The organism is Microcoleus sp. FACHB-68, from assembly GCF_014695715.1.
Lineage (GTDB): Bacteria > Cyanobacteriota > Cyanobacteriia > Cyanobacteriales > Oscillatoriaceae > FACHB-68.
In genome coordinates, this window is the sequence record NZ_JACJOT010000018.1 from 23,765 (window position 1) to 45,131 (window position 21,367).

Genomic DNA, 21,367 nt, shown 5'->3' on the forward strand with positions numbered 1-21,367 from the left:
GCCTTGCCTCACTACTTATCAATCCACCGGGCTATTTTTACTTGATGAAATCAAACGGATAGTTATCTGAATTTGAGCGGATATTCACCTGGCTATTAAGGCTTTTTGCCATAGCAGAACGCCTTGAGCTGATCACCTAAATCGCATGGTGGGCAATCGTTGCTCATTCTTAACACTTAATTTTGCTGGTGAATAAAGTTTTGTAAACTTTATTCTGGCGATTGATAAGGCCGTGTTAAAGTTGCTCTTTTTTGTTTTATACTATGCTTAATAAAATTCACTTTATTTCTGGACTACCGCGTTCGGGTTCCACATTACTCTCTGCAATTTTGCGACAAAATCCCCGGTTTTACGCCGGTATGACTTCTCCCGTCGGGGCATTAGTTGAGCGAATGCTGGAAGCCATGAGTGAAAACAATGAATATTCGGTTTTTATCTCGCCCGAACAAAAACAAGCCTTAATATTAAGCATTTTTTCAGCTTACTACCAACCCCAAGCTGATAAAAATGTTATTTTTGATACCAACCGACTTTGGTGCGCGAAATTAAGCTTAATTGCGGAATTATTTCCCGATGCGAAAATTATTTGCTGCGTCAGAAATATTGCTTGGGTAATGGACAGCATTGAGCGATTAATTCGCCAAAATGCCTTTGATGTTTCTGGGTTATTTTGCAACGCAACAGAACGGGCAACCGTTTATAGCAGAACTGAAGCCTTAACTCAAGGTGGCAGATTGGTAGGTTTTGCTTATACTGCCCTAAAAGAAGCATTTTATAGCGAACATTCGCACCGGCTGCTGTTGATTGATTACGAGCTATTTACTCAAAGACCCGATAAAACAATTGCCTTGATTTATCAATTTATTAGGGAAGAAAATTTTGGACATGATTATGAAAACGTCGAGTATGAGGCAGCAGAATTTGATGACAAACTTAAAACACGAGGGCTGCACAGTATCCGTAAAAAAGTTGAATTTCAGCCGAGACAGACCATTTTACCGCCTGACTTATTTGAGCGATTTAACAACCTGTCATTTTGGGCAGAACCGAGCTATAGCAAAGCCAATCTTATTGTAGCCAAACCCAAAGCAAATGCACCCCAAAATCCCTAAACCTCAATCCACAGACGGATTAAGTTTGTAAAAGCTTTGTAGAGTAGATAAAAATTCGGATTTTTACCTCCAGAGGAACCGTTTTTGAGCTAGGAAACAAGTTAATTTAACGCCTATGAAGTTAAACCATTTTTAATACAGCAAAGCATCGCAGGAAGTCAATTAACTCTAAGGAAAAGAGCCAATACTATGAATACCGAAACCAACCTGGAACAGCCGCAAATCATTATTGTCGATCCAACCGTTAAAAATTATCAACAACTGCTCACCGGCATTGCCGCAAGTACACAAGTAGTCATCCTTGATGAAACGCAAGATGGCATCGAGCAAGTTAACGAAATTATCACCGGCACTGACAATCTAAGCGCGGTTCATATTATTTCACACGGGAGTCCGGGCAGTTTAAAACTCGGAGCAACCCAACTCAACCTTAACAACTTAGAAAGCTATTCAAATTTATTGCAGCAGTGGCGAATGAATTTGGGTGAAACTGCCGACATTTTATTGTATGGGTGCGATGTAGCGGCAGACCCGTCTTTTATTGCACGTCTGAGCGAAATCACCGGCGCAGATATTGCCGCCTCTAATAACAAAACCGGCAGCAGCGCACTTGGGGGAGATTGGGATTTAGAAATCACGTCCGGCAGCATTGAAACGGCAACTCCCTTCTCTGCCGAAGCGATTGAAGATTACGAGTATGTCCTGGCAAACTTTGATGTCACGGTTGCGACTGACGACGGAACCGGCAACACCGCCGGCACGTTGAGCTGGGCAATTTTGCAAGCGAATAACACGGCAGGGGATGACACAATTACCCTGCAAACCAACGTCCGATTTACCGCAGTTCCCCTGACACTAATTAACAGCAATATCGACATTATTGGCAATAATTTCACCGTTAGTGGGGATGTGAACGGCAACAACACCAATGATGCCGGTGATGTGCGCCCCTTCTTCATCAAGTCGGGGGAAGTCAACTTTTCTAACTTGAGCATCTCCGGCGGACGGGCACAAGGGGGAAGTGGCAGTGGCGGTGGTGCCGGCATAGGGGGCGGTTTGTTCATCTATGCCGGCAGTGTCAGCCTTAATAACGTTGCCTTCACTGGCAACGCGGCTATAGGCGGCTCTGGGAGCAACACGGGCGGTGGTGGCGGGATGTTTGGACATGGCGGCGTCTTCACCGGCGGTAGTCTTTTTAGCTCCCCTAGCAATGACTTCTTCAACCCAGAGGGCGGCTACGGCGGTAATGGCAACTATGGCGGGTTCGGCAGCGGGTTCGGCAGGGGCGGCAATGGCGGCGGGTTCGGCGGCGGCGGGTTCGGCGGCGGCGGCGGTCGCGACGGCGGCAATGGCGGCTATGGCGGCGGCGGCGGTGATCGCGGCGAAGGAGGCAACTTCGGCGGCAATGGCGGTTACTACAGGTACCTGCCCGGCGGCACTCGCGGGGGCGGAGCCGGCTTGGGGGGAGCGATCTTTATTCGCACCGGCACATTAAACCTCAAAGGCACAACCTTCAACAACAACAGTGCCATCGGGGGTGAAGGCGACACCAGCAACAGTGCCATCGCCGGCAGATGGGCAACCCCTGGCCAAGGTAAAGGTGGGGCCATTTTTGCCATGCAGTCCACCACCAACACCAACGGCAACAACCAGGGGATGCCGTCTAGCCTCCCTATCGTCACGGCAGTAGATGGACTGCCCAACTTTAGCGGTAATGATGCCGCCAACCACGCCGACACTGCCAATGTTAAACCCACGATCCCTGGCGTCGCGCTAGATAACAAGGACGTTTACGGGGTGATGAACGCGACAAATGAGTTGCCGATTGTTAGTACAATCAGAAAAACAGGAAGTGCAGGCACCGTCATTACTTTTTCGGCAACCGACTTTGAAAGCGCCTTTGCGGATTCAGATAACCAACCTCTGGGCAAAATTAAAATCACCTCACTTCCAGCCAATGGCAGTCTGACATTAAATGGGGTAGCTGTCACGGCAAATCAAGAAATTGAGACGTCTGCTTTAGGGAATCTTGCCTTCACACCCAATGCCGATTTCTCAGGCATTATCAGCTTTGGGTGGAATGGGTTTGATGGCATGGATTATGCCATTGCCGGTGCAACAGTTAATCTAGCCGTTGATGTGATTAACTTAGCAACAGACTTTGATGTCACAGTTGAGACCGACGACGGAACTGGCAACACGGTTGGCACCTTAAGCTGGGCGATTTTGCAAGCAAATAACACGGCAGGGGATGACACAATTACCCTGTACAACAATGTCAGACTCACGGCCAATTCGCAAATCGCAATTGACAGCAATATCAACATTATTGGCAATCGTTGCACCGTTAGCGGCGATGCCATTAATAACGGGATTAATGATGCCGGTGACGTTCGCCCCTTCTTTGTGAGGTCGGGGGTTGTCAGTTTCTCAAACATGAGTGTTATAGGGGGCCGAGCGCAAGCCGGAAATGGCGGCGGGGGTGCTGCTGGTATGGGGGGCGGACTCTTCATTTATGACGGAACGGTAACGCTCACTAATGTCAGCTTCGCCAACAACTCTGCACTCGGCGGCAATGGCGGTGAGAACAAGAACGATATTGACTATGGCGGCGGCGGCTTTGGCGGCGATGGCAGCAATGAGGGCGGCGGCAGTGGCGGGTTCTTCGGCGGCACCGGCGGCAGCAACGGCAGCGCCGGCAGCAATGGCAGCCATGGCGGCGATGGCGTCAATGGCTTTGGCGGCGATGGCAGCAATGGTGGCCCTGGTGGCAGTGGCGGCTTGTTTGCTGGCGGAGGGATTGGCGGCGATGGCGGCGGCGGCGGCGGCAGTGGCCGTAGCCTTGGCGGTAACGGCGGCGATGGCGGCAATGGCGGCAATGGCGGCGGCTTTGGCGGCGGCGGCGGCGATGGCGGCGGCGGAGGCTTTGGCGGCAGCAGCGGCGTTATCCCAGGCTCTGCAGGCTCTCCAGGCAGTGGCGGCAGTGGCGGCAGTGGCGGCTTTGGCGGTGGCGGCGGTGGCGGCGGCCTTACCCTCGGCTCTCCAGGCAGTGGCGGCTTCGGCGGCGGCGACGGCGGTATTGGCGGCATTCCATCCAGATCTCACCGCACAATCATCTATCCTGGAACCGAAGGCGGCGGTGGAGGGGGTGGTGCCGGCTTCGGGGGAGCGATCTTTATTCGCACCGGCACCTTAAACCTCAACGACACAACCTTCACCAACAACACCGCCACCGGCGGCACCGGCGCGAACCCCGGCCAAGGGAAAGGTGGAGCTATTTTTGCTCTGCACTCCACAACTAACCCCAACGGCAACAACCAGGGGATGCCTTCTAGCCTTCCCACCGTCAATGTCGTAGGTGAACTCCCCAACTTCAGCGGCAATGATGCAGCCAACAACGCCAACACCGACCCCACAACCTCTGGCATCTCAGCAGATAACGAGGACGTTTTCGGTCTCATCACTGTTAATACAGTGGTTAAACAAGGCGATGAAGACACGAATCTTGAATTTTCTGCCACTGACTTCAGCAGCACCTTTGATGAAATAGAGGGGGAGAATTTAGCCAAAATTCAGCTCACCTCGCTGCCTCAAAATGGCACTCTAACGTTAGCCGGCAATGCTGTAACCGTTAATCAAGAAATTGCAGTTGCCGAACTCAATAACCTGATCTTTACGCCGAATGCCAATTTCAATGGAATTGCTGCCTTTAACTGGAATGGTTCAGATGAATCGGCTTATACAACGACAGGTTACACGGTTAGCTTGAATATCACAGCCGTTAACGATCTGCTAACGTTATCAACAGTCATTAACGACCAAAGTGCGGTGCAAAATGCCGACTTTAATTTTACCGTTCCTCAGAATACTTTCATCGAGGTTGATGGCGACACTACTTACAGTGCAAGTTTGGAAAATGGCGGTGCTTTGCCAAGGTGGTTAACCTTTAACTCAACAACGCGCACATTTTCAGGAAAGCCGGTACCCAATGATTTAGGCGCAATTAATATTAAAGTAACCGCATCAGACGCAGCGGCAACGGCCAGCGATGTGTTTACTTTAACCGTTAACGCAACGCCGAATACTGCCCCAACAGTATCAACCCCAATTTCAGATACTCAGGCAACGGCGGGAACACTTTTTAGCTATACCTTCGCGGAAAATACGTTTGTTGATGCTGATGGTAATGCGCTGACTTATACGTTGACGCTAGCAGATGGCAGTCCCTTACCAGCATGGTTAAGTTTCGATCCCCAAACACGCACGATATCCGGCACACCAGAAGAAGGGACGGCAGCGACGTTTGATATTTTGCTGACGGCATCTGATACTGCCGGTGCCAGTAATAGTGAGCGCTTTAACTTGGCGGTGAGTGATCCCACACCCACTCCTACACCTAATCCAACACCAACGCCGGCACCAACTCCCAACCCAACGCCGGCACCCACACCTAACCCCGCGCCGGCACCAACTCCCAACCCAACGCCGGCACCGGCACCTAACCCAACAACCACTCCTACACCTAACCCAACACCAACACCGGCACCCACCGCAACACCCGGCATTGCGGATCTAGGAAATCTTGCACTTGGCATCCCCATCATTCCCAATGTCAATGAAGTTGAATCAACGCTTAATGGCGGCGAATCAGACGATACAATCACCGGCACAAATACAGCCGAAGCAATTGATGGCTTTGCCGGCAGTGATTGGCTGTTCGGCAGTGGCGCTAATGACAATCTCATCGGCGGTGACGGAATTGATATTCTATTTGGAAATGCCGGCGCTGACTATCTTGATGGTGGCAATGATATTGACATAATCTTTGCCGGTAAAGATAGTGATATTGTCTTAGGACAAGATGGAGATGACTTCCTACTTGGTGAACAGGAGAAAGACACGGTTAATGGCGGCTTAGGCAATGACTATATCAATGGCAATGCTAATAATGACACCCTCGATGGGGGTAATGGTGATGACACCATCAATGGCGGCAAAGATAACGATCTCATTATTGGAAACCTAGGCGCGGATCTGCTGCTTGGGGATCTCGGCAACGATACGATAGTTGGCGGTGATGGCAACGACTACCTCAACGGCAACGCTGGCGATGATCTCCTTGATGGCGGTAATGGGAATGATACCCAGAGCGGCGGCAAAGACGATGATACCCTCATTGGCAATACCGGCGATGATACCCTGAGCGGGGATGCCGGCAATGATGCACTCTACGGCAACGCGGGTGCGGATCTTTTGGATGGCGGCGATGGCAATGATACCCTCCACGGCGGCAAAGATGATGACACACTGACGGGCGGTAGTGGGGATGATATTCTCAACGGAGATATGGGCAACGATATTCTGACTGGCGGTGCCGGCAGTGATCTTTTTGTTCTGAAATCGGGTGCCGGCAGTGATACGATTACTGATTTCTTCGATGGGGAAGATTTACTGGGTTTAAGTGCCGGTTTAACCTTCGAGAATCTCATTATTACGGAGGGTAATAACGCCACTTTAATTCGTGCCGGTGATGAACTTCTCGCTACCCTAGCCGGTGTGCAATCTAACTTAATTACTGCAAGTGATTTCGCTCTAATCTAGCCCCAAATCAACTAGGGGCATGGGATGAGTGGGTGAAATCCCCCATTCCCCATGCCCCATGCCCTATGCCCCATGCCCCATGCCCCATGCCCACTTTTAGGATTCTTAACCGACTCATAGGTTTTTTAATAAATCTTCATAATTAGAACGTGTAACAATATGTGAAATGAAGTAAAAATGGGTCGCGCAAAAGGAGGCCACTGATGGTAGTGCTCACCGACCGAGTCCAACGCAGACTGACGATAGAAACCGGCGAAATTTCCCAGGACACAACAACGATACGCTCACTAGACTGGGATCGCGATCGTTTTGACATAGAATTTGGACTGCAAAACGGTACAACCTATAACTCCTACTTAATTCGGGGTGAGAAAACAGCCTTAGTAGACACATCCCACGAGAAATTCCGCCAGCTGTATCTAGACACCCTGCACGGCATCATAGAACCCGCTGAAATTGATTATTTGATTATCAGCCACACCGAGCCAGACCATAGTGGTTTAGTTAAAGATGTCTTGCAACTGGCACCGCAAGCCACCGTGGTTGGCGCAAAAGTTGCGATACAGTTTTTAGAAGATTTAGTTCACCGGCCATTTCAACGCCAAATTGTAAAAAATGGCGACAAACTCGATTTAGGCAACGGGCACGTTTTGGAATTCGTATCAGCCCCTAACCTGCATTGGCCAGATACAATTTTCACCTACGATCATAAAACCCAGGTTCTCTTCACCTGCGATGCCTTTGGGATGCACTATTGCTCCGATAAAACCTTTGACGAAGATTTAGCAGCCATTGAAGAAGATTATCACTTTTACTACGAGTGTTTAATGGCTCCTAATGCCCGTTCTGTCTTAGGTGCGATGAAGCGCATGGCAGACTTGGGAGAAATTACCACAATTGCCACCGGCCACGGCCCTCTGCTGCGTCATAATTTAGTAGAACTCACCGGACGTTACCGGCAGTGGAGTCAAGCGCAAGCCAAAGCAGAAACCACGGTTGCCGTCTTTTACTTCTCAGATTACGGCTATAGTGATCGCCTCAGCCAAGCGATCGCCTACGGGATTACCAAAACCGGCGTTGCGGTGGAAATGATGGATCTCAAATTTGCCGAACCTCAAGAAGCCAGGGAACTCGTCAGTCAGGCAGCCGGTATCGTGATCGGCGCACCCCCAACCAGTGGCTTTGGTGCTACCACTGCCGAAGCTGCGATTAGCACTATTTTGGCAGCCGTTACTAATAAGCAAAGCATCGGTTTGTTTGAATCTGGCGGTGGGGATGATGTATCGATTTATCCCCTGCGGAGTAAGTTCTTGGAGTTGGGTTTAAAAGAAGCATTTCCCAACATTCTAATTAAAGAAATGCCAACTGAAGGGACTTACAAACTGTGCGATGAAGCCGGCACTGACTTGGGACAGTGGCTCACTCGCGATAAAGCTATCAAGCAGATGAAGTCCCTCGATAATGAACTTGATAAAGCCCTGGGACGCATCAGCGGCGGGCTTTACATTATCACTGCTAAAAAAGGGGATGCCAGCAGTGCTATGTTAGCATCCTGGGTTGCTCAAGCAAGTTTCAAGCCTTTCGGTTTAACGATTGCTGTTGCTAAGGATCGGGCAATTGAAGCGTTAATGCACGTCGGTGATCGCTTCGTTCTTAACGTACTGGAAGAAGGCAATTACCAAGCGCTGATGAAACATTTTCTCAAGCGATTTCCGCCTGGTGCTGATCGGTTTGCCGGCGTGAATACTCAGCCGGCTAGCAATGGTTGCCCAATTTTAACTGACGCTGTCGCCTATCTGGAATGCCAAGTTGCTAGCCGCATGGAGTGTTCAGATCACTGGATTGTTTACGCAACAATTGACGCGGGTCGTGTTTCCAATCCTGATGCGTTGCCGGCAGTTCACCACCGGAAAGTTGGCAATCACTACTAACTTTCTGCAACCCAAAGGAACACAAAGGTTGCCGCCAATTAGTCAGTGATATTCAGCCAATGGAGATCCCCCCAACCCCCTTTAATAAGGGGGCTAGGGGAATCGATCTTTATCCGAGAAATATTAGCCTTTGCGAACCTTTGCGGTTTTAGCCTTTAAATACACTTACCCAACTTCATCTATGACACCCGCAAAACCTCGTGATGTTCAAGTTCTCGCAACCGGCGAAGATACCAGAGTGCTGCGTTCGCGTACCTGGGAAAGACTTAAATTTGAAGTTGAATATTCACTTCAACGAGGAACAACGGCGAATTCTTTCTTAATTGAAGCGGAAAAAACTGCTTTGATTGACCCGCCTGGTGAATCGTTTACTGAAATTTATTTAGCGGCATTGCAGCAGCGTTTTGATCTGAAAAAGCTAGATTATGTAATTTTAGGACACGTCAATCCGAACCGGGGTGCGACGCTGACAGCTTTGTTAAAATTAGCCCCTCAAATTACATTTGTTTGCTCAAATCCCGCTGCGATCGCTTTGCGTGCTGCTTTGCCGGATCAAACTTTGAATATCACGGTTGTGCGGGGGGAAGAAACTTTAGATTTAGGAAAAGGGCATGAGTTAAAATTTATTCCTACTCCGAGTCCGCGTTGGCCTGATGGACTGTGTACTTACGACCCAAAAACGCAAATTCTCTACACAGATAAGTTTTTTGGGGCGCACGTTTGCGGCGATCAGGTGTTTGATGAAGGGTGGAAAATATACAGTGAAGACCGGCGCTTTTATTTCGACTGTCTCCACGCCGCACAGGCGCGTCAGGTAGAAAGTGCTTTAGATAAAATTGCAGATTTGCCGGTGCAATTTTACGCGCCTTCTCATGGCCCTTTGGTGCGCTATGGATTAACTGAACTCACCCATCTTTACCGGCAGTGGAGTCAAGATCAAAAATCTACAGACTTGACAGTTGCTCTGCTTTATGCTTCCGCTTATGGCAATACCGCAACTTTAGCGCAAGCAATTGCAAAGGGCATCACCAAAGCAGGCGTGGGCGTAGAATTAATTAATTGCGAAGCAGTTGAGCCGGCGGAAATCCAAGAAGCAATAGAAAAATGTGCTGGATTTATTATCGGTTCTCCCACACTTGGGGGTCATGCCCCAACTCAAATTCAAACCGCTTTGGGAGTTGTGCTTTCTAACGCAACGAAGACGAAATTAGCCGGCGTTTTTGGTTCCTACGGTTGGAGTGGCGAAGCGATTGATTTGTTAGAAAGCAAATTACAAGATGCCGGTTATAAGCTCGGTTTTGAACCAATTCGGGTGAAATTTAAACCCACCGATGTTACTTTACAACAATGCGAAGAAGCGGGAACAGATTTCGCTCAAGCATTGATAAAATCCCAAAAACTTCGCGCACCAAAACAATCGGTAAACGCCGCCCAATCGGATCGTACCGCACAAGCAGTCGGTCGTCTTGTGGGATCGCTTTGTGTGGTGGCAGCCAAGCGGGGAGAAGTAACAAGTGGGATGCTGGCTTCTTGGGTGTCTCAAGCAACATTTAATCCCCCTGGTTTAACGGTTGCGGTTGCTAAAGATCGCGCGATTGAATCTTTGATGCACAAGGGAGATAAGTTTGTTTTAAATATCTTGGCTGAAGGTAAGCAATTGCGAAAGCATTTTATGAAGTCTTTCGCACCAGGAGAAGATCGATTTGCCGGCTTGGAAACAAAAGAAGCTAACAACGGTTGTCCTGTTTTAGACGGCGCTCTTGCTTATTTAGAATGCACCGTAGACAATCGCATGGAATGTGGAGATCACTGGCTGGTTTATGCAGTGGTTGAAAATGGTCATGTGCAGCAAGCTACCGGCATGACAGCGGTGCAGCAGCGCAAAACGGGAAGTCATTATTAGGGGCAAGGCTGCGCCAACCTAAAGGTAGGGGCATGGGGCATAGGGCATGGGGAGTCCTAGTGCCCTATGCTTTGTCTCTAGTAGTTTACAGCCGGCGAAATTCATTTTGTAATGCTCGATAGCGGGGATAACGTTGGCAAATAGCGTTAATATAATTTCGCCCGTTTTCTGGCGCTTTCAAAATGTCTTGATAAATCGATTTGATCGCGCCGGCATGACGGGCAGCCGTGCGATAGTGTTCGCGGCTTTGCAAGCCAATATAATGCTGCACTAGCTGCTCGTAAATCTTTAGGGATGCTTGGGGATAATGTTCTTTAACTCCTTCGGCAACTAAAACCTGCAATCGTTCAGCATGAAGATGCCGGTGTGCCAGTTGAATCGCGGCTTCCCAATCACTTTCAAATAAATAAATTTGCGCCAAAATTTCAGGATTTCGCTTTGCAAATTCTAGCAGTTGCGGCTGTAATTCTTGCCACTGATTTGCGGAAGCAGCGGTTTTAACTTGTTCGTACAAGTCCAGATTAACCCCGCTATATTCTGCGGTTGCTATCAAAATGCGGCAGAGGTTTTCGTAGTCGTATTTAAGTGTGTAGTAATCGGCTAAAGTCCGTAACAGTTCGCTGGGCTTTACTGACGAGCCTAAGAATAAGAAATCAAAACTATATCTTGGTTCCCGACGTTGTTGAAGTAAAAAGGATGCACCAAGCTCTAAGGTAGCAATGTATTTTTGCTTGTTTTGTTTTTGCAGCCAGTAGTTAGCCAGTTCCAGATAGTGAGCTTCTGTTTTTAAATTGGCTTGGCGAATCCGCAGATAATTTTCTTGATCGCCTAATTTCAAGTAATAACCGGCACTTAACTCATTTGCTCTAGAATAATCACTGGTTTCTAATCGAGTGAGCAAATACTGATAATCTTGGGTGCCGGCACAGAGGGTTGAAATTGCCTTTTCAAGGGCATCACTCACCTCTCCATAACCGGACATCCGCCAGGTGAGAGCATTTACTAATGCATCAAAATAAGGCTGCTTTTCCTGATGAGATAAAGCGCTTTGTCTGACTGCTTCTGCATAAAAGTTAATCGCCGCTTCAATTTGCTGCGTCCCCACCGGCAGATTTTCATGTTCAAACATCTGCTTGCCACAAAGGACAAGATGCCACAAAACTTCTAGCCGCTCATTTGAAGGCAACATTTTTGCGGCTTCAATCATTGGATCGAGTTCGGGATAGCTTTCATCCTCATCATATTCCGGATCTAAATAAGCATATCGAGTTGGAAACGCCGCAAAAAAATTAGAGATTTGCTGCTTTAGTTGCCGCACTTGTTCAGTTTTTCCTGGCTTCGGCGCGTAGCGAATATTCGCCAGCAGGGCGCGACTAAAATCTGGGCTGTCGCTGGACAATTTCAAGACCAAATCTAGCAGCTCCTGATGCGACATTGCTGATAAAGTCTGTTGAAGGGCACCCGGTTTATACATATCAATCATGAGTCAACTCCGTTTGTTCACGTTTCCTGACAAATCAGACATTTAAGCGACGTTGCTGCCAAGAATGTCGATCTGATTTCTTGTGACGACTGAAAGCGGCGAGTCTCACTCGCACATCAATGAACCTCGCCCACCACAAGCGTTTTGCCTGTCACGCGAGTTTCCATTTTAAAGTCCCTTTTTCGCGGACTTTATTGACACAACCTCGATTTTTAATCGCCTGAGCGTTGTGCGGGTAGGTTGATCGTAAAGTAGCTGTCTATTTGTTGCAATCTGTTATGCAAATAATGAATAATATTAATGCATAATATTTACTTAGCCGGCATTGCCAATTATATTAAGTCGTAAATGCCGAATACTAAACTGCTGAGTAAACAATCGCTTAATTCAAGAGGATTTCCCTCTCATCTATCTTTTGGTAGATAACAAAATTTGTAATTAACCGAGGTCATCTAGAAAAAGCACAGAAAACCTTTGTAATATCAATTTTTCCTGACAGTTTAAATAGTCTTAAATCCTCTAATCCCCAAATTCTGCTCGATTCCCACTCATTTTTATAGGTAAAAATATATTTAATTGACTCTTTATTTGGGTTCAGAACTCACAGAATTTTCAACAGATGGGAGATGTTTCGAGGAGAAAATTGATCGCCCTGCAATACTTTGGAAATAAAGGGTGCCGGCGGTAACTAGAAACAAAATATAACCAGCAGCTTGGGCGAGATAAAGCTTTGCGCGATAGCCGAATAGAGCTTTAAGAACAACACCAGGAAACTGGTTATCGGGCAATAGATTCGTCGCATCCCAAACAACCGGCCCTAAAATACAAGAAGGAGAACCGGCAATGCAAAAATTTGCAAATTGCGGTTGTAGCTGAGATAAAATGCTGCCGGCAGCGTCAAACTTTTTCAGGGCGGAAATCACTAAGCCAGAAACAATGAGGAGGAGAAAAACGCCCATAACTTGAAAAAACCGGCGAATATTAATTTTCACGCCCCATTTAAATAACAGCACGCCAATACCGGCAGCCCCAGCTAAGCCGGCAAGGGAACCGAGTGCCGGCATCAAGCCTTGCTGAAATTTAGCCACAATAAACAAAACGGTTTCAAAGCCTTCTCTTAAAACGGCGATGAAAATTAAGCCAAAAACCCCCCAGCCGGCGGCGGCAGTCTCTTGTTGCAAGGCAGCACTCACAGCCCCTTCAACTTCAGCTTTTAAAGATTTTGCCTGCTGAGTCATCCAGATCAGCATCCAACTGAGCATAGCAATCGCTACGACACAGAAACCACCCTCCAACAAAGGCTCAACCACCGGCGCATAAGTCCAGTTAGAAGTGCGGAGAGTTTGCATTGCCCAACTGAACAAAACCCCTATCAACGCACTCGCAACAATTCCTGCAAGAATGCCGGCAAATACCCAAGAATTCAGCCGGCTGGCATTCGCTTTCTTCAAACAAGCCAGCACAATTCCCACCACTAAGGCAGCTTCAACACCTTCCCGCAGGGTGATGACAAAAGTAGGCAGGGCAGCACTAAAATCCATCACTGTTTTGAGTTAAATGGCTATTGGCTAATCGCAAGAAATTAGCTCACGATTAGCCGCGAATTGTTGACACTTAACTGAAGTCGCGCAACATCTTTTTAATTTCGATATTGTGCATTTCCTCTGTACCAATTTGCGTCCGAGCAAATTCTTCCAGATAAACGCTAGCATCCTCAACCGTATGGAGCAAGTCTTTATACATCTCCAAGGCTTTTCTCTCATGGTTGAGGCTTTCTTCCAAAATATCGCGCACGGCGTGTTTGTAGCTTTCCTCCATCGGTGCGATTCGCAGACTGGGATGCCCTTCTAAGCCGGTGAGAATTTCTCCCACTTGTTGAGCATGAATTAAAGACTCAGAGGCTTGAGCCTTAAAAAAGTCTACAATCGGTATGCGATTTGGCCCAGTCACCATGAGAGAATAGTGGGTGTAGCGCACAACCCCTGCTAATTCAAATTCCATGATGGTATTTAGCAGGCTGATGGTTTTCTTTACGTCCAGCTCTTTCATTCGTTGTTTATTGTCAGTGTTAAACACAGGATAACGGATACTGGATAAAGAATGAACCCACAAATAGGAGATTTTTCTCGCTTAAATCTCCTATATGGTTTAATCGCGCTGAGAGCTTACCGATTCTTTAGCAGATCGCCGACTTTTTAAGAAGGGTAAGAAAACCCGACCGGCTAAGCTTTGGAAATAAATCCCGCCTATGGTAATTATAAATATTCCGTAACCCAATGCTTGCACTAAAAACAGTTTGTCGGTATAGCCGAACAGAGCATTGAATAAAAGACCCGGAAAGCGATCTTCTGGTAAGATTTTGGTTGTATTCCAAACGATAGGGCCGAGAACGCAAGAGTGAACTTTGGCAAACCGTTCGTAATAAAAACACAGGGATTGAGATTTACGATCCATCTGTGCTAGGGCGTTAATGGCTGTGTCAAAATGTCCGAGTGAGGAAACAACCAGGCCGGCTACAATTAGCAGCAATAAAATGCCCATGTAGCGGAAAAATTGGCCAATATTGATTTTAACGCCCCATTTGAATAGTAAAACGCCAATTCCTGCCGCAACACCTAACCCAACAAGGGCACCTAAAGCCGGAATAAAACCTTGTTGAAATTTGGCAACAACAAACAAAACCGTTTCAAAGCCTTCTCTTAAAACGGCGATGAAAATTAAGCTAAAAACCCCCCAACCGGCACGGCTATTGTTTTGAAGCGCCGCACTCACTGCGCCTTCCACTTGCGCTTTCATAAACCGTGCTTGCTTAGTCATCCACACCAGCATCCAGCTGAGCATGATAATTGCTAAAACGCTAAATACGCCCTCTAGCAACGGCTCAATAATCGGTGCATATTGCTGGTTGGCAGTGCCTAAAGCTTGAATCATCACGCCAAAGAGCAAACCCACCAGCGCACTTGCAACAATTCCTGCGATGACGCCGGCATAAACCCAAGGATTTAACTGGCTTGCTTTTGCTTTTTTTAAACAAGCCAGGACAATTCCCACAACGAGAGCAGCTTCAACACCTTCTCGGAGGGTGATGACAAATGTAGGTAAAGCAGAACTAAAATCCATGATTTAGAAGGTTATTTCACCACTTTTTGGCTGTTCTGCCCAATGGTTGCAATCAATTGGGAAACTTGTTCTGGGGTTTTCACCGGCGCAGCAGGCGCAGTTACAGAAGGCCAAGCTTTTGTGAGTTCAGCCATGCTGGTTTGAATCTGTTTATGAGCGTCTGGGTTTTCCTTCGCCATTTGCTGAGAAATATTTTTATAGAGCGTATTGGCATAGTTAACAAACCCGCGAGAATCTTGATACTCAATATCGGCGGTAATTTTATTATTAGCAACCGCTGCTCCATATTCAGCATCAGCAGCTTCTAACAATCCATTGATGACTTGCAACACAAATTTAGGAGATGTACGTTGCGCTTCTGGAAGTCCCTGAATCGCTCCATCTACCGCCTGCATAGAAGTCTCAAAATTAGCCCCAATTTTTTCATTTTTAGGATTTGATTTGAGTTGGTCTTGCAAACCAATTAAAGTTGTTTTAAATTCTTTAACCTTGCGCTCTTCTAACTGTTCTTCCACATCCACATAAATTTCTTCAACGGGGTGGCCGATGTGAGGTTCTGCTTGGTCGGGTTTTTGCTGATCTAAAAGTTCTTTGGCAACGATCAGGTGTCCTTTCATCAGACCCAATTTGGTCATGTAATCGACATCTTTCGCTTCACCAGTGAGAACAATATCTTCTATTGTCACCTGGTCTTTAATTTGGTCAAATTGTTGCTGCGTAATGACTTTTTTAGAAACTAAGTCCTCTGGAGAACCATAAGGACGACTCGCTTGAATTTTATTAGATAGCGCCGGCACACCCAGTTGCGCTTCAAATTTATCTAACTCGGACAAAATAGCGGTGTTAATGTTAACTTTCTTCTTGCCGCCGGCATGACCACTGTGATCCGTTGTTTCCGTGTTCGTTGCTGCCGGCGTTGTCTCAGTCGCGGTGTTATTGGTGGTATTAGCATCATTACAACCGGCAAGCCCTATTAAGCCGGCAGTTGCAACCGTTAGAAATAAAGAACGAAAGCCAAGCATAGGATTAATTTCACAAAATTTACACGAACTTGCAAAAAAGGCTTCTAACAGCGGAATGATATAAAACCTTTGCGGAATTCATTTTCTAGCTAGTGAGAAATTTTGTCAACTGATACCCGCAAATTCCCAAAAACCCGCAACTAAGCCGGTTTAATCACCTCAAACTGCCCCATGCAGCCGTGTTCCGCCATCGCATCTTGGTGTGGGTGAAACATAAATTTCCCCGGATACTTAAACGAAAACTCCAGAATGTGCCGTTCAGCCGTGCCCATTGTAATCACATCCGTTTCTTCAGCCGGCGTAAGCGTGCGACCTGTGCGGTAAACCTGGAACATATTGGCGTGTAAGTGAAACGTTGCCGCCACATCAAACTCAATCATGTTCAGGACATACAGCCGAATTAGCTGATTTTGATAAATTGGGATGGGATGGTGGTGGTAATAATCCGGCACGCCATTAAAGGCGTAAAGCTCATTTTTGCCGTCGTCATTCACGTCATAGCCGGCCATGATCAGCATCATTTCATCAGCGGGAGGACGATCTTCCGGCGGATCGACAATAAACATCCCATACAAACCTTTATTAATGTGGCGCGTCACCGGCTCAATATGGCAGTGATAAAGATGGACGCCATAGGGTTCGGCATCAAACTCGTAAATCGTTGCCGCGCCGTGACGAATCGGTTTCACTCCATCCATTTCTGACGGGTGAACCCCATGAAAGTGCAGCGAGTGGGAATGTCCCCCCTGATTTAAAAACAGGACACGCACGCGATCACCTTGCCGCGCCCGCAGAGTTGGGCCAGGTACGCGATTGTTAACATTCCATGTATTAAACGTTACAGCGCTGTTTAAGGCAATCGTAGAGGTGCCGGCAATGAGCTGAAATTCCCGAACCGTTCGCCCGTTCACTTTCTTAACCGTTCCCCAGTCAAAATCCCGCAGCATCGTCATTGGATGCATCGTGTCGTTAATTGCCGGCGCATCGCCAGGGAGGGGCGGCACTTTCGCCTGGGCCAGCTTTTGGCGCTGCCCTAACAGTTGAGGCAATGCAATCGCCGCGCCACTCATCCCGATGCCGGCGATTCCGAATTGCAGCAATCTGCGACGATTTAAAAGGAGTGATTTCCGGTCAAGCATTGGTTGAGTAGGGGAAGGATGGGGTAAAGCCGAGGGATTGGCACTGATTTCGTAAGTTAGGATAAATCAGCGCTAATTAAACCCGATACTTAAAAAATACTAGCAATAAGCAACGGGTATTTTTGCCATCAAGCCTTTGTGTTTGACGGTTATACAAGCCGAGAGACTTTCTGCTTAAGGCGCTTGATCAATATGCCAGAACGTAATAAATAAAGCAATTTTAAGCAAAACAGCGGCTTCTAGCTTAAGCAGCCGGTGAAAGCTTGGTTTCCAGAAAAATCTGTAATTAGCGGCTCAGTTTTCGACGAAATTGATTTTACAATTAATGAAACTATTTAGCAACTATGGTAACAAGCCTGACAAAGCTAAAGTGAATTGTTTATAAGTATTCTCAATAATTTCTTTAGAATTAAGGCGATGTGGCGTAGAAACAACGACAGGCCGTAATTAATAAGCGAGCTGAAGCAAGAATCGGCTGCCGGCAAATACCCCTAGAGGGGATTGTCAAGTTCTCTAAAACCCTGTTACTTGATTTCTGTAGACTAAATAACCGGAATTCTCAGGATCAGGGAACACTAATGCACATTCCTGATGGTTTTGTTTCTTTGCCCGTTGCAGCCGCAACCGGCATCGCCAGCGCAGCAGCCGTGGCAGTATCTCTGGCACGTTCTCGCGAAGCGTATGGGATTCGACAAGCACCCATTTTGGGCTTAACCACTGCCTTCATCTTTGCCGCCCAGATGATTAATTTTCCCGTTGCGGGGGGCACCAGCGGCCACCTGCTGGGAGGAACCCTAGCCGCCGTGATGCTGGGGAGTCCTTGGGCAGGGACGCTGTGCATCGCCACCGTTTTAATCATTCAAGCCATCTTATTTGCCGACGGCGGTATCACCGCCTTGGGAGCCAACGTGTTCAACATGGGGGTCATCGGCGTCTGGGTTGGCTGGACACTCACGCAAGTCTTGCAACGATTGCTGGGAGGATCGAGAAGCCGGCTGCCCTTGGCGGCTGGGATTGCTGCCGGCGTTAGCGTAGTGCCAGCAGCCGTATTTTGTGCCATTCAATTGGTGCTTTCCGGGACAGCCGCGCCCAACTTAGTGTTACCGGCAATGAGTGGTGTTCACATCCTAATCGGAGTAGGCGAAGGTATCATCACCGGCGGCGTGCTTTCTTACCTAGCAACCGCACGTCCCGATTTGCTACCAGGGGAACAGCCGCAATTAGATAAATGGGTGGTGCCGGTTGTCAGTGTTTTGCTCATCGCCGGCGTTCTTTCCCTAGCCGCTTCTGGATGGCCAGATGGCTTAGAAAAAGTGGCCGAAGACTTAGGTTTTATTGAGTTAGCTGACAATGTGCGAGTGCCGGTTCCCACTCCCTTTGCGGATTACGGCATCGAAGGATTAGGGCCGGTGGGTACTAGCATTGCCGGCATTTTGGGCAGTGGTGCGTCCTTTGGGGTGGCTTTTGGACTCGCCCAGCTAGTTAAACCCAAAGATGCGTAAAGGCGAGGTAATGGGTCATTCCTTCCCGATTATATTTCGACTGCGGCTGTCGCTGATTGCTGTCATCGGGGCAGCTTTATTAAAACTCGGCACTTGGCCCTTACTCGGCGTCTATGGCGCTTTTGCGCTTTTGTGGGCATTCGTGTTGCGGACACCATTGAAAGCCCTCACCCAATTGCTGGGGGCAGAATTAATCTTTCTCAGCTTAATGGCATTGCCCTTGGGTTGGGAACGCGCCAGTTATTTGCTCGTTCGTTCCCTGATTTGTCTGCTGATTGTGAATAGCTTTTTATTAAGTTTGCCGCCTCACAGTTTTGGAATTGCGCTTAAAGGCTTACCCCTACCGGCAGGTTTGCAGCAAAGTGTGCTTTTAGCGGGACAATATTTAGAAATTTTGCTCTCAGAAGTCACCCGGATGCAACGCGCCGCCCAGTGTCGCGGATTATCTGGCCCTGCCGGCTGGTTGCGCTACGCCAGCGCTGCTATGATCGGGGCGCTTTATATCCGCACACTCGACCGTGCAGAACGCGTTTATGGTGCAATGGTTTCTCGTGGCTATCAGGGCGAACTGCCGGTTGATGCCAAAACGACACCGAAAGAACTGGCCGGTTTATTAGGGGCTGCCTCCGTTGCCGGTGGATTAACTTTAGCTTCTTACTTAAAATTTTGAGTTTCTCAACTTCTTATCCCCAAACCCCAAATGCTCATTCTCGTGATGCCGGCCTTGTTGTTAAGGATTTAGTCTTTGCTTATCCTAAACAAGAGCCGGTTTTGCGTAGCGTTTCTTTTACCCTCAATCAAGGTGAGCGAGTCGCCCTTCTCGGCCCGACAGGTTGTGGCAAAAGCACTTTATTAGACCATTTAATTGGCTTAAAACAAGCTAAATCTGGTGATATTTGGATTCAGGGAACGCGCCTAGAACCGGCAACCTTGCCCCAAGTGCGCCGGCAAGTTGGTTTTTGTTTTCAAGACGCGAATGATCAACTGTTTATGCCAACGATTTTAGAAGACATTACTTTCGGGCCACGCAACTACGGAGTCCCGCCGGCGGTTGCAGTTGATAAAGCCCGTCAGTTGTTGGCAGAATTCGGTTTAGAAGCCTGTGCAAATCGTTCTGCACACGAACTTTCTGGCGGTCAAAAACGCTTAGCTGCGCTTGCGGCAATTCTGGCATTGGAACCGTCTGTTTTAATTTTAGATGAACCCACAACCGGCCTTGATCCGGCATGGCGGCGTCACTTAGCAAAGGTGCTATGTCAGCTGCCGGTGCAGGTACTTTTAATTGCTTCCCATGATTTAAATTGGATTCGTAAAACAACTGACAGGGCGATGGTGATGGGTCAAGGTGAGATTAAGCTAGACCGGCCCACTCAAGAATTATTGCAAGATGGGGCGACGCTTGAGAATTATGGGCTGCCGGTGGATTATTAGATAGGGGATTAGGGGTTTTAGCGAAACATTTTTATCGCCATCTGTCAGGCAGTCCATTGACATGAGATCCTAGAGAAAGTCAACACGGTCAATAGAGTCTGAAGACAATGGAACAGAATCGGAAGTCAACGGTTGTCATCACCGGCGCATCCTCTGGGGTTGGCTTGTATGCCGCGAAAGCGCTTGCTAAACGGGGATGGTACGTTGTGATGGCTTGTCGGGATTTAGAAAAAGCCCAAAACGCTGCCCAAACCGTGGGAATGCCCCAGGATAGCTACACCATCCAGCACATCGATTTAGGCTCCTTGGATAGCGTTCGGCAATTTATCAGCAATTTTAGAACACTGGGCAGACCGCTGGACGCTTTAGTGTGCAACGCCGCCATTTATATGCCTTTGATCAAAGAACCGTTGCGAAGCCCGGAAGGCTATGAGTTGACGGTGACAACCAATCACCTTGGTCATTTCCTCATGTGCCAAACTATGCTTGAGGATATGAAGCGATCACCGGCAGCTGACAAGCGGATGGTTATTTTGGGAACCGTCACCCACAACCCGGATGAATTGGGTGGAAAGATTCCCCCACGTCCAGATTTAGGTAATTTGGAAGGTTTTGCAGCCGGATTTCAAGAGCCAGTTTCGATGATTGATGGCAAAAAGTTTGAGCCGGTTAAAGCCTACAAAGATAGCAAAGTTTGCAACGTTTTGACAATGCGAGAACTGCACCGGCGCTATCACGAATCAACCGGCATCACCTTCACTTCCCTTTATCCGGGATGCGTTGCAGACACGCCTTTATTCCGCAACCACTATCCGCTTTTCCAAAAAATATTCCCTTGGTTCCAAAAAAATATCACTGGGGGATATGTGTCTCAGGAATTAGCCGGCGAACGAGTTGCGGCGGTGGTTGCCGAGCCTGAATATAAGCAATCCGGTGCCTATTGGAGTTGGGGAAATCGCCAAAAGAAAAATGGCACCTCTTTTGTGCAAAAAGTCTCTCCCCAAGCCCGCGATGATGAAAAAGGCGAACGGATGTGGGATCTCAGCGCTAAGTTAGTTGGACTGGCGTAAGCAGACTTTAATTAAGTGCTGTAAACGCAATTGAACAAGCCGGTTTCACTTGT

14 protein-coding genes are annotated in these 21,367 nt (G+C 47.9%); 8 read left to right on the forward strand and 6 right to left on the reverse strand.

The window, feature by feature from the left end; genetic code table 11:
- Nucleotides 1–263 precede the first annotated feature (263 nt).
- From H6F73_RS23855 to H6F73_RS23870, 4 genes are all read left to right on the forward strand, one after another.
- A complete protein-coding gene (locus tag H6F73_RS23855; protein ID WP_190761266.1) occupies nucleotides 264–1,112 on the forward strand; it encodes a sulfotransferase in 849 nt (282 codons plus the stop codon).
- Nucleotides 1,113–1,301: 189 nt separating this feature from the next.
- Complete coding sequence (locus H6F73_RS27145; RefSeq protein WP_190761267.1) at nucleotides 1,302–6,713, forward strand: DUF4347 domain-containing protein; 5,412 nt, start codon at nucleotides 1,302–1,304, stop codon at nucleotides 6,711–6,713.
- Nucleotides 6,714–6,916: 203 nt separating this feature from the next.
- Entirely contained in the window at nucleotides 6,917–8,644 is a 1,728-nt protein-coding gene (locus H6F73_RS23865) for a diflavin flavoprotein (protein WP_190761268.1), read from the forward strand.
- Nucleotides 8,645–8,825: 181 nt separating this feature from the next.
- The gene (locus H6F73_RS23870) at nucleotides 8,826–10,547 is read left to right on the forward strand and encodes a diflavin flavoprotein (protein ID WP_190761269.1); all 1,722 of its coding nucleotides are present in this window, start codon (nucleotides 8,826–8,828) and stop codon (nucleotides 10,545–10,547) included.
- 85 nt (nucleotides 10,548–10,632) lie between these two features.
- Here H6F73_RS23870 and H6F73_RS23875 read toward each other — a convergent pair whose 3' ends face one another.
- The 6 genes from H6F73_RS23875 to H6F73_RS23900 form a co-directional block, all read right to left on the reverse strand.
- Nucleotides 10,633–12,030, reverse strand: a complete 1,398-nt coding sequence (locus H6F73_RS23875; RefSeq protein ID WP_190761270.1) for a hypothetical protein — start codon at nucleotides 12,028–12,030, stop codon at nucleotides 10,633–10,635.
- A 584-nt stretch (nucleotides 12,031–12,614) separates the two neighbouring features.
- Nucleotides 12,615–13,571: an FTR1 family protein gene (locus tag H6F73_RS23880; protein ID WP_190761271.1), complete on the reverse strand. Its 957-nt coding sequence runs from the start codon at nucleotides 13,569–13,571 to the stop codon at nucleotides 12,615–12,617.
- 73 nt (nucleotides 13,572–13,644) lie between these two features.
- Nucleotides 13,645–14,079, reverse strand: coding sequence for a ferritin-like domain-containing protein (locus H6F73_RS23885; RefSeq protein WP_190761272.1), 435 nt, complete (start codon nucleotides 14,077–14,079; stop codon nucleotides 13,645–13,647).
- Between the two features lie 99 nt (nucleotides 14,080–14,178).
- Complete coding sequence (locus tag H6F73_RS23890; protein WP_190761273.1) at nucleotides 14,179–15,150, reverse strand: FTR1 family protein; 972 nt, start codon at nucleotides 15,148–15,150, stop codon at nucleotides 14,179–14,181.
- An 11-nt stretch (nucleotides 15,151–15,161) separates the two neighbouring features.
- Nucleotides 15,162–16,172 (reverse strand): helix-hairpin-helix domain-containing protein, encoded by a 1,011-nt coding sequence (locus tag H6F73_RS23895; RefSeq protein WP_190761274.1) that lies wholly within the window; start codon nucleotides 16,170–16,172, stop codon nucleotides 15,162–15,164.
- Between the two features lie 140 nt (nucleotides 16,173–16,312).
- On the reverse strand, nucleotides 16,313–17,311 hold the full coding sequence (locus H6F73_RS23900) for a multicopper oxidase domain-containing protein (RefSeq protein WP_190761275.1): 999 nt from the start codon (nucleotides 17,309–17,311) through the stop codon (nucleotides 16,313–16,315).
- A 578-nt stretch (nucleotides 17,312–17,889) separates the two neighbouring features.
- Between H6F73_RS23900 and H6F73_RS23905 the strand changes: the two genes are divergently transcribed.
- The 4 genes from H6F73_RS23905 to H6F73_RS23920 all read left to right on the forward strand — a co-directional run bounded on the left by H6F73_RS23905 (nucleotide 17,890) and on the right by H6F73_RS23920 (nucleotide 21,314).
- A complete protein-coding gene (locus tag H6F73_RS23905) occupies nucleotides 17,890–18,813 on the forward strand; it encodes an energy-coupling factor ABC transporter permease (RefSeq protein WP_190761276.1) in 924 nt (307 codons plus the stop codon).
- A gap of 10 nt (nucleotides 18,814–18,823) precedes the next feature.
- Entirely contained in the window at nucleotides 18,824–19,483 is a 660-nt protein-coding gene (locus tag H6F73_RS23910) for an energy-coupling factor transporter transmembrane protein EcfT (RefSeq protein ID WP_199330762.1), read from the forward strand.
- Entirely contained in the window at nucleotides 19,480–20,244 is a 765-nt protein-coding gene (locus tag H6F73_RS23915; RefSeq protein ID WP_190761278.1) for an ABC transporter ATP-binding protein, read from the forward strand. Before H6F73_RS23910 ends, H6F73_RS23915 begins: the two co-directional genes overlap by 4 nt.
- Before the next feature lie 107 nt (nucleotides 20,245–20,351).
- Nucleotides 20,352–21,314: a protochlorophyllide reductase gene (locus H6F73_RS23920; RefSeq protein ID WP_190761279.1), complete on the forward strand. Its 963-nt coding sequence runs from the start codon at nucleotides 20,352–20,354 to the stop codon at nucleotides 21,312–21,314.
- The last annotated feature ends 53 nt before the right edge of the window (nucleotides 21,315–21,367 follow it).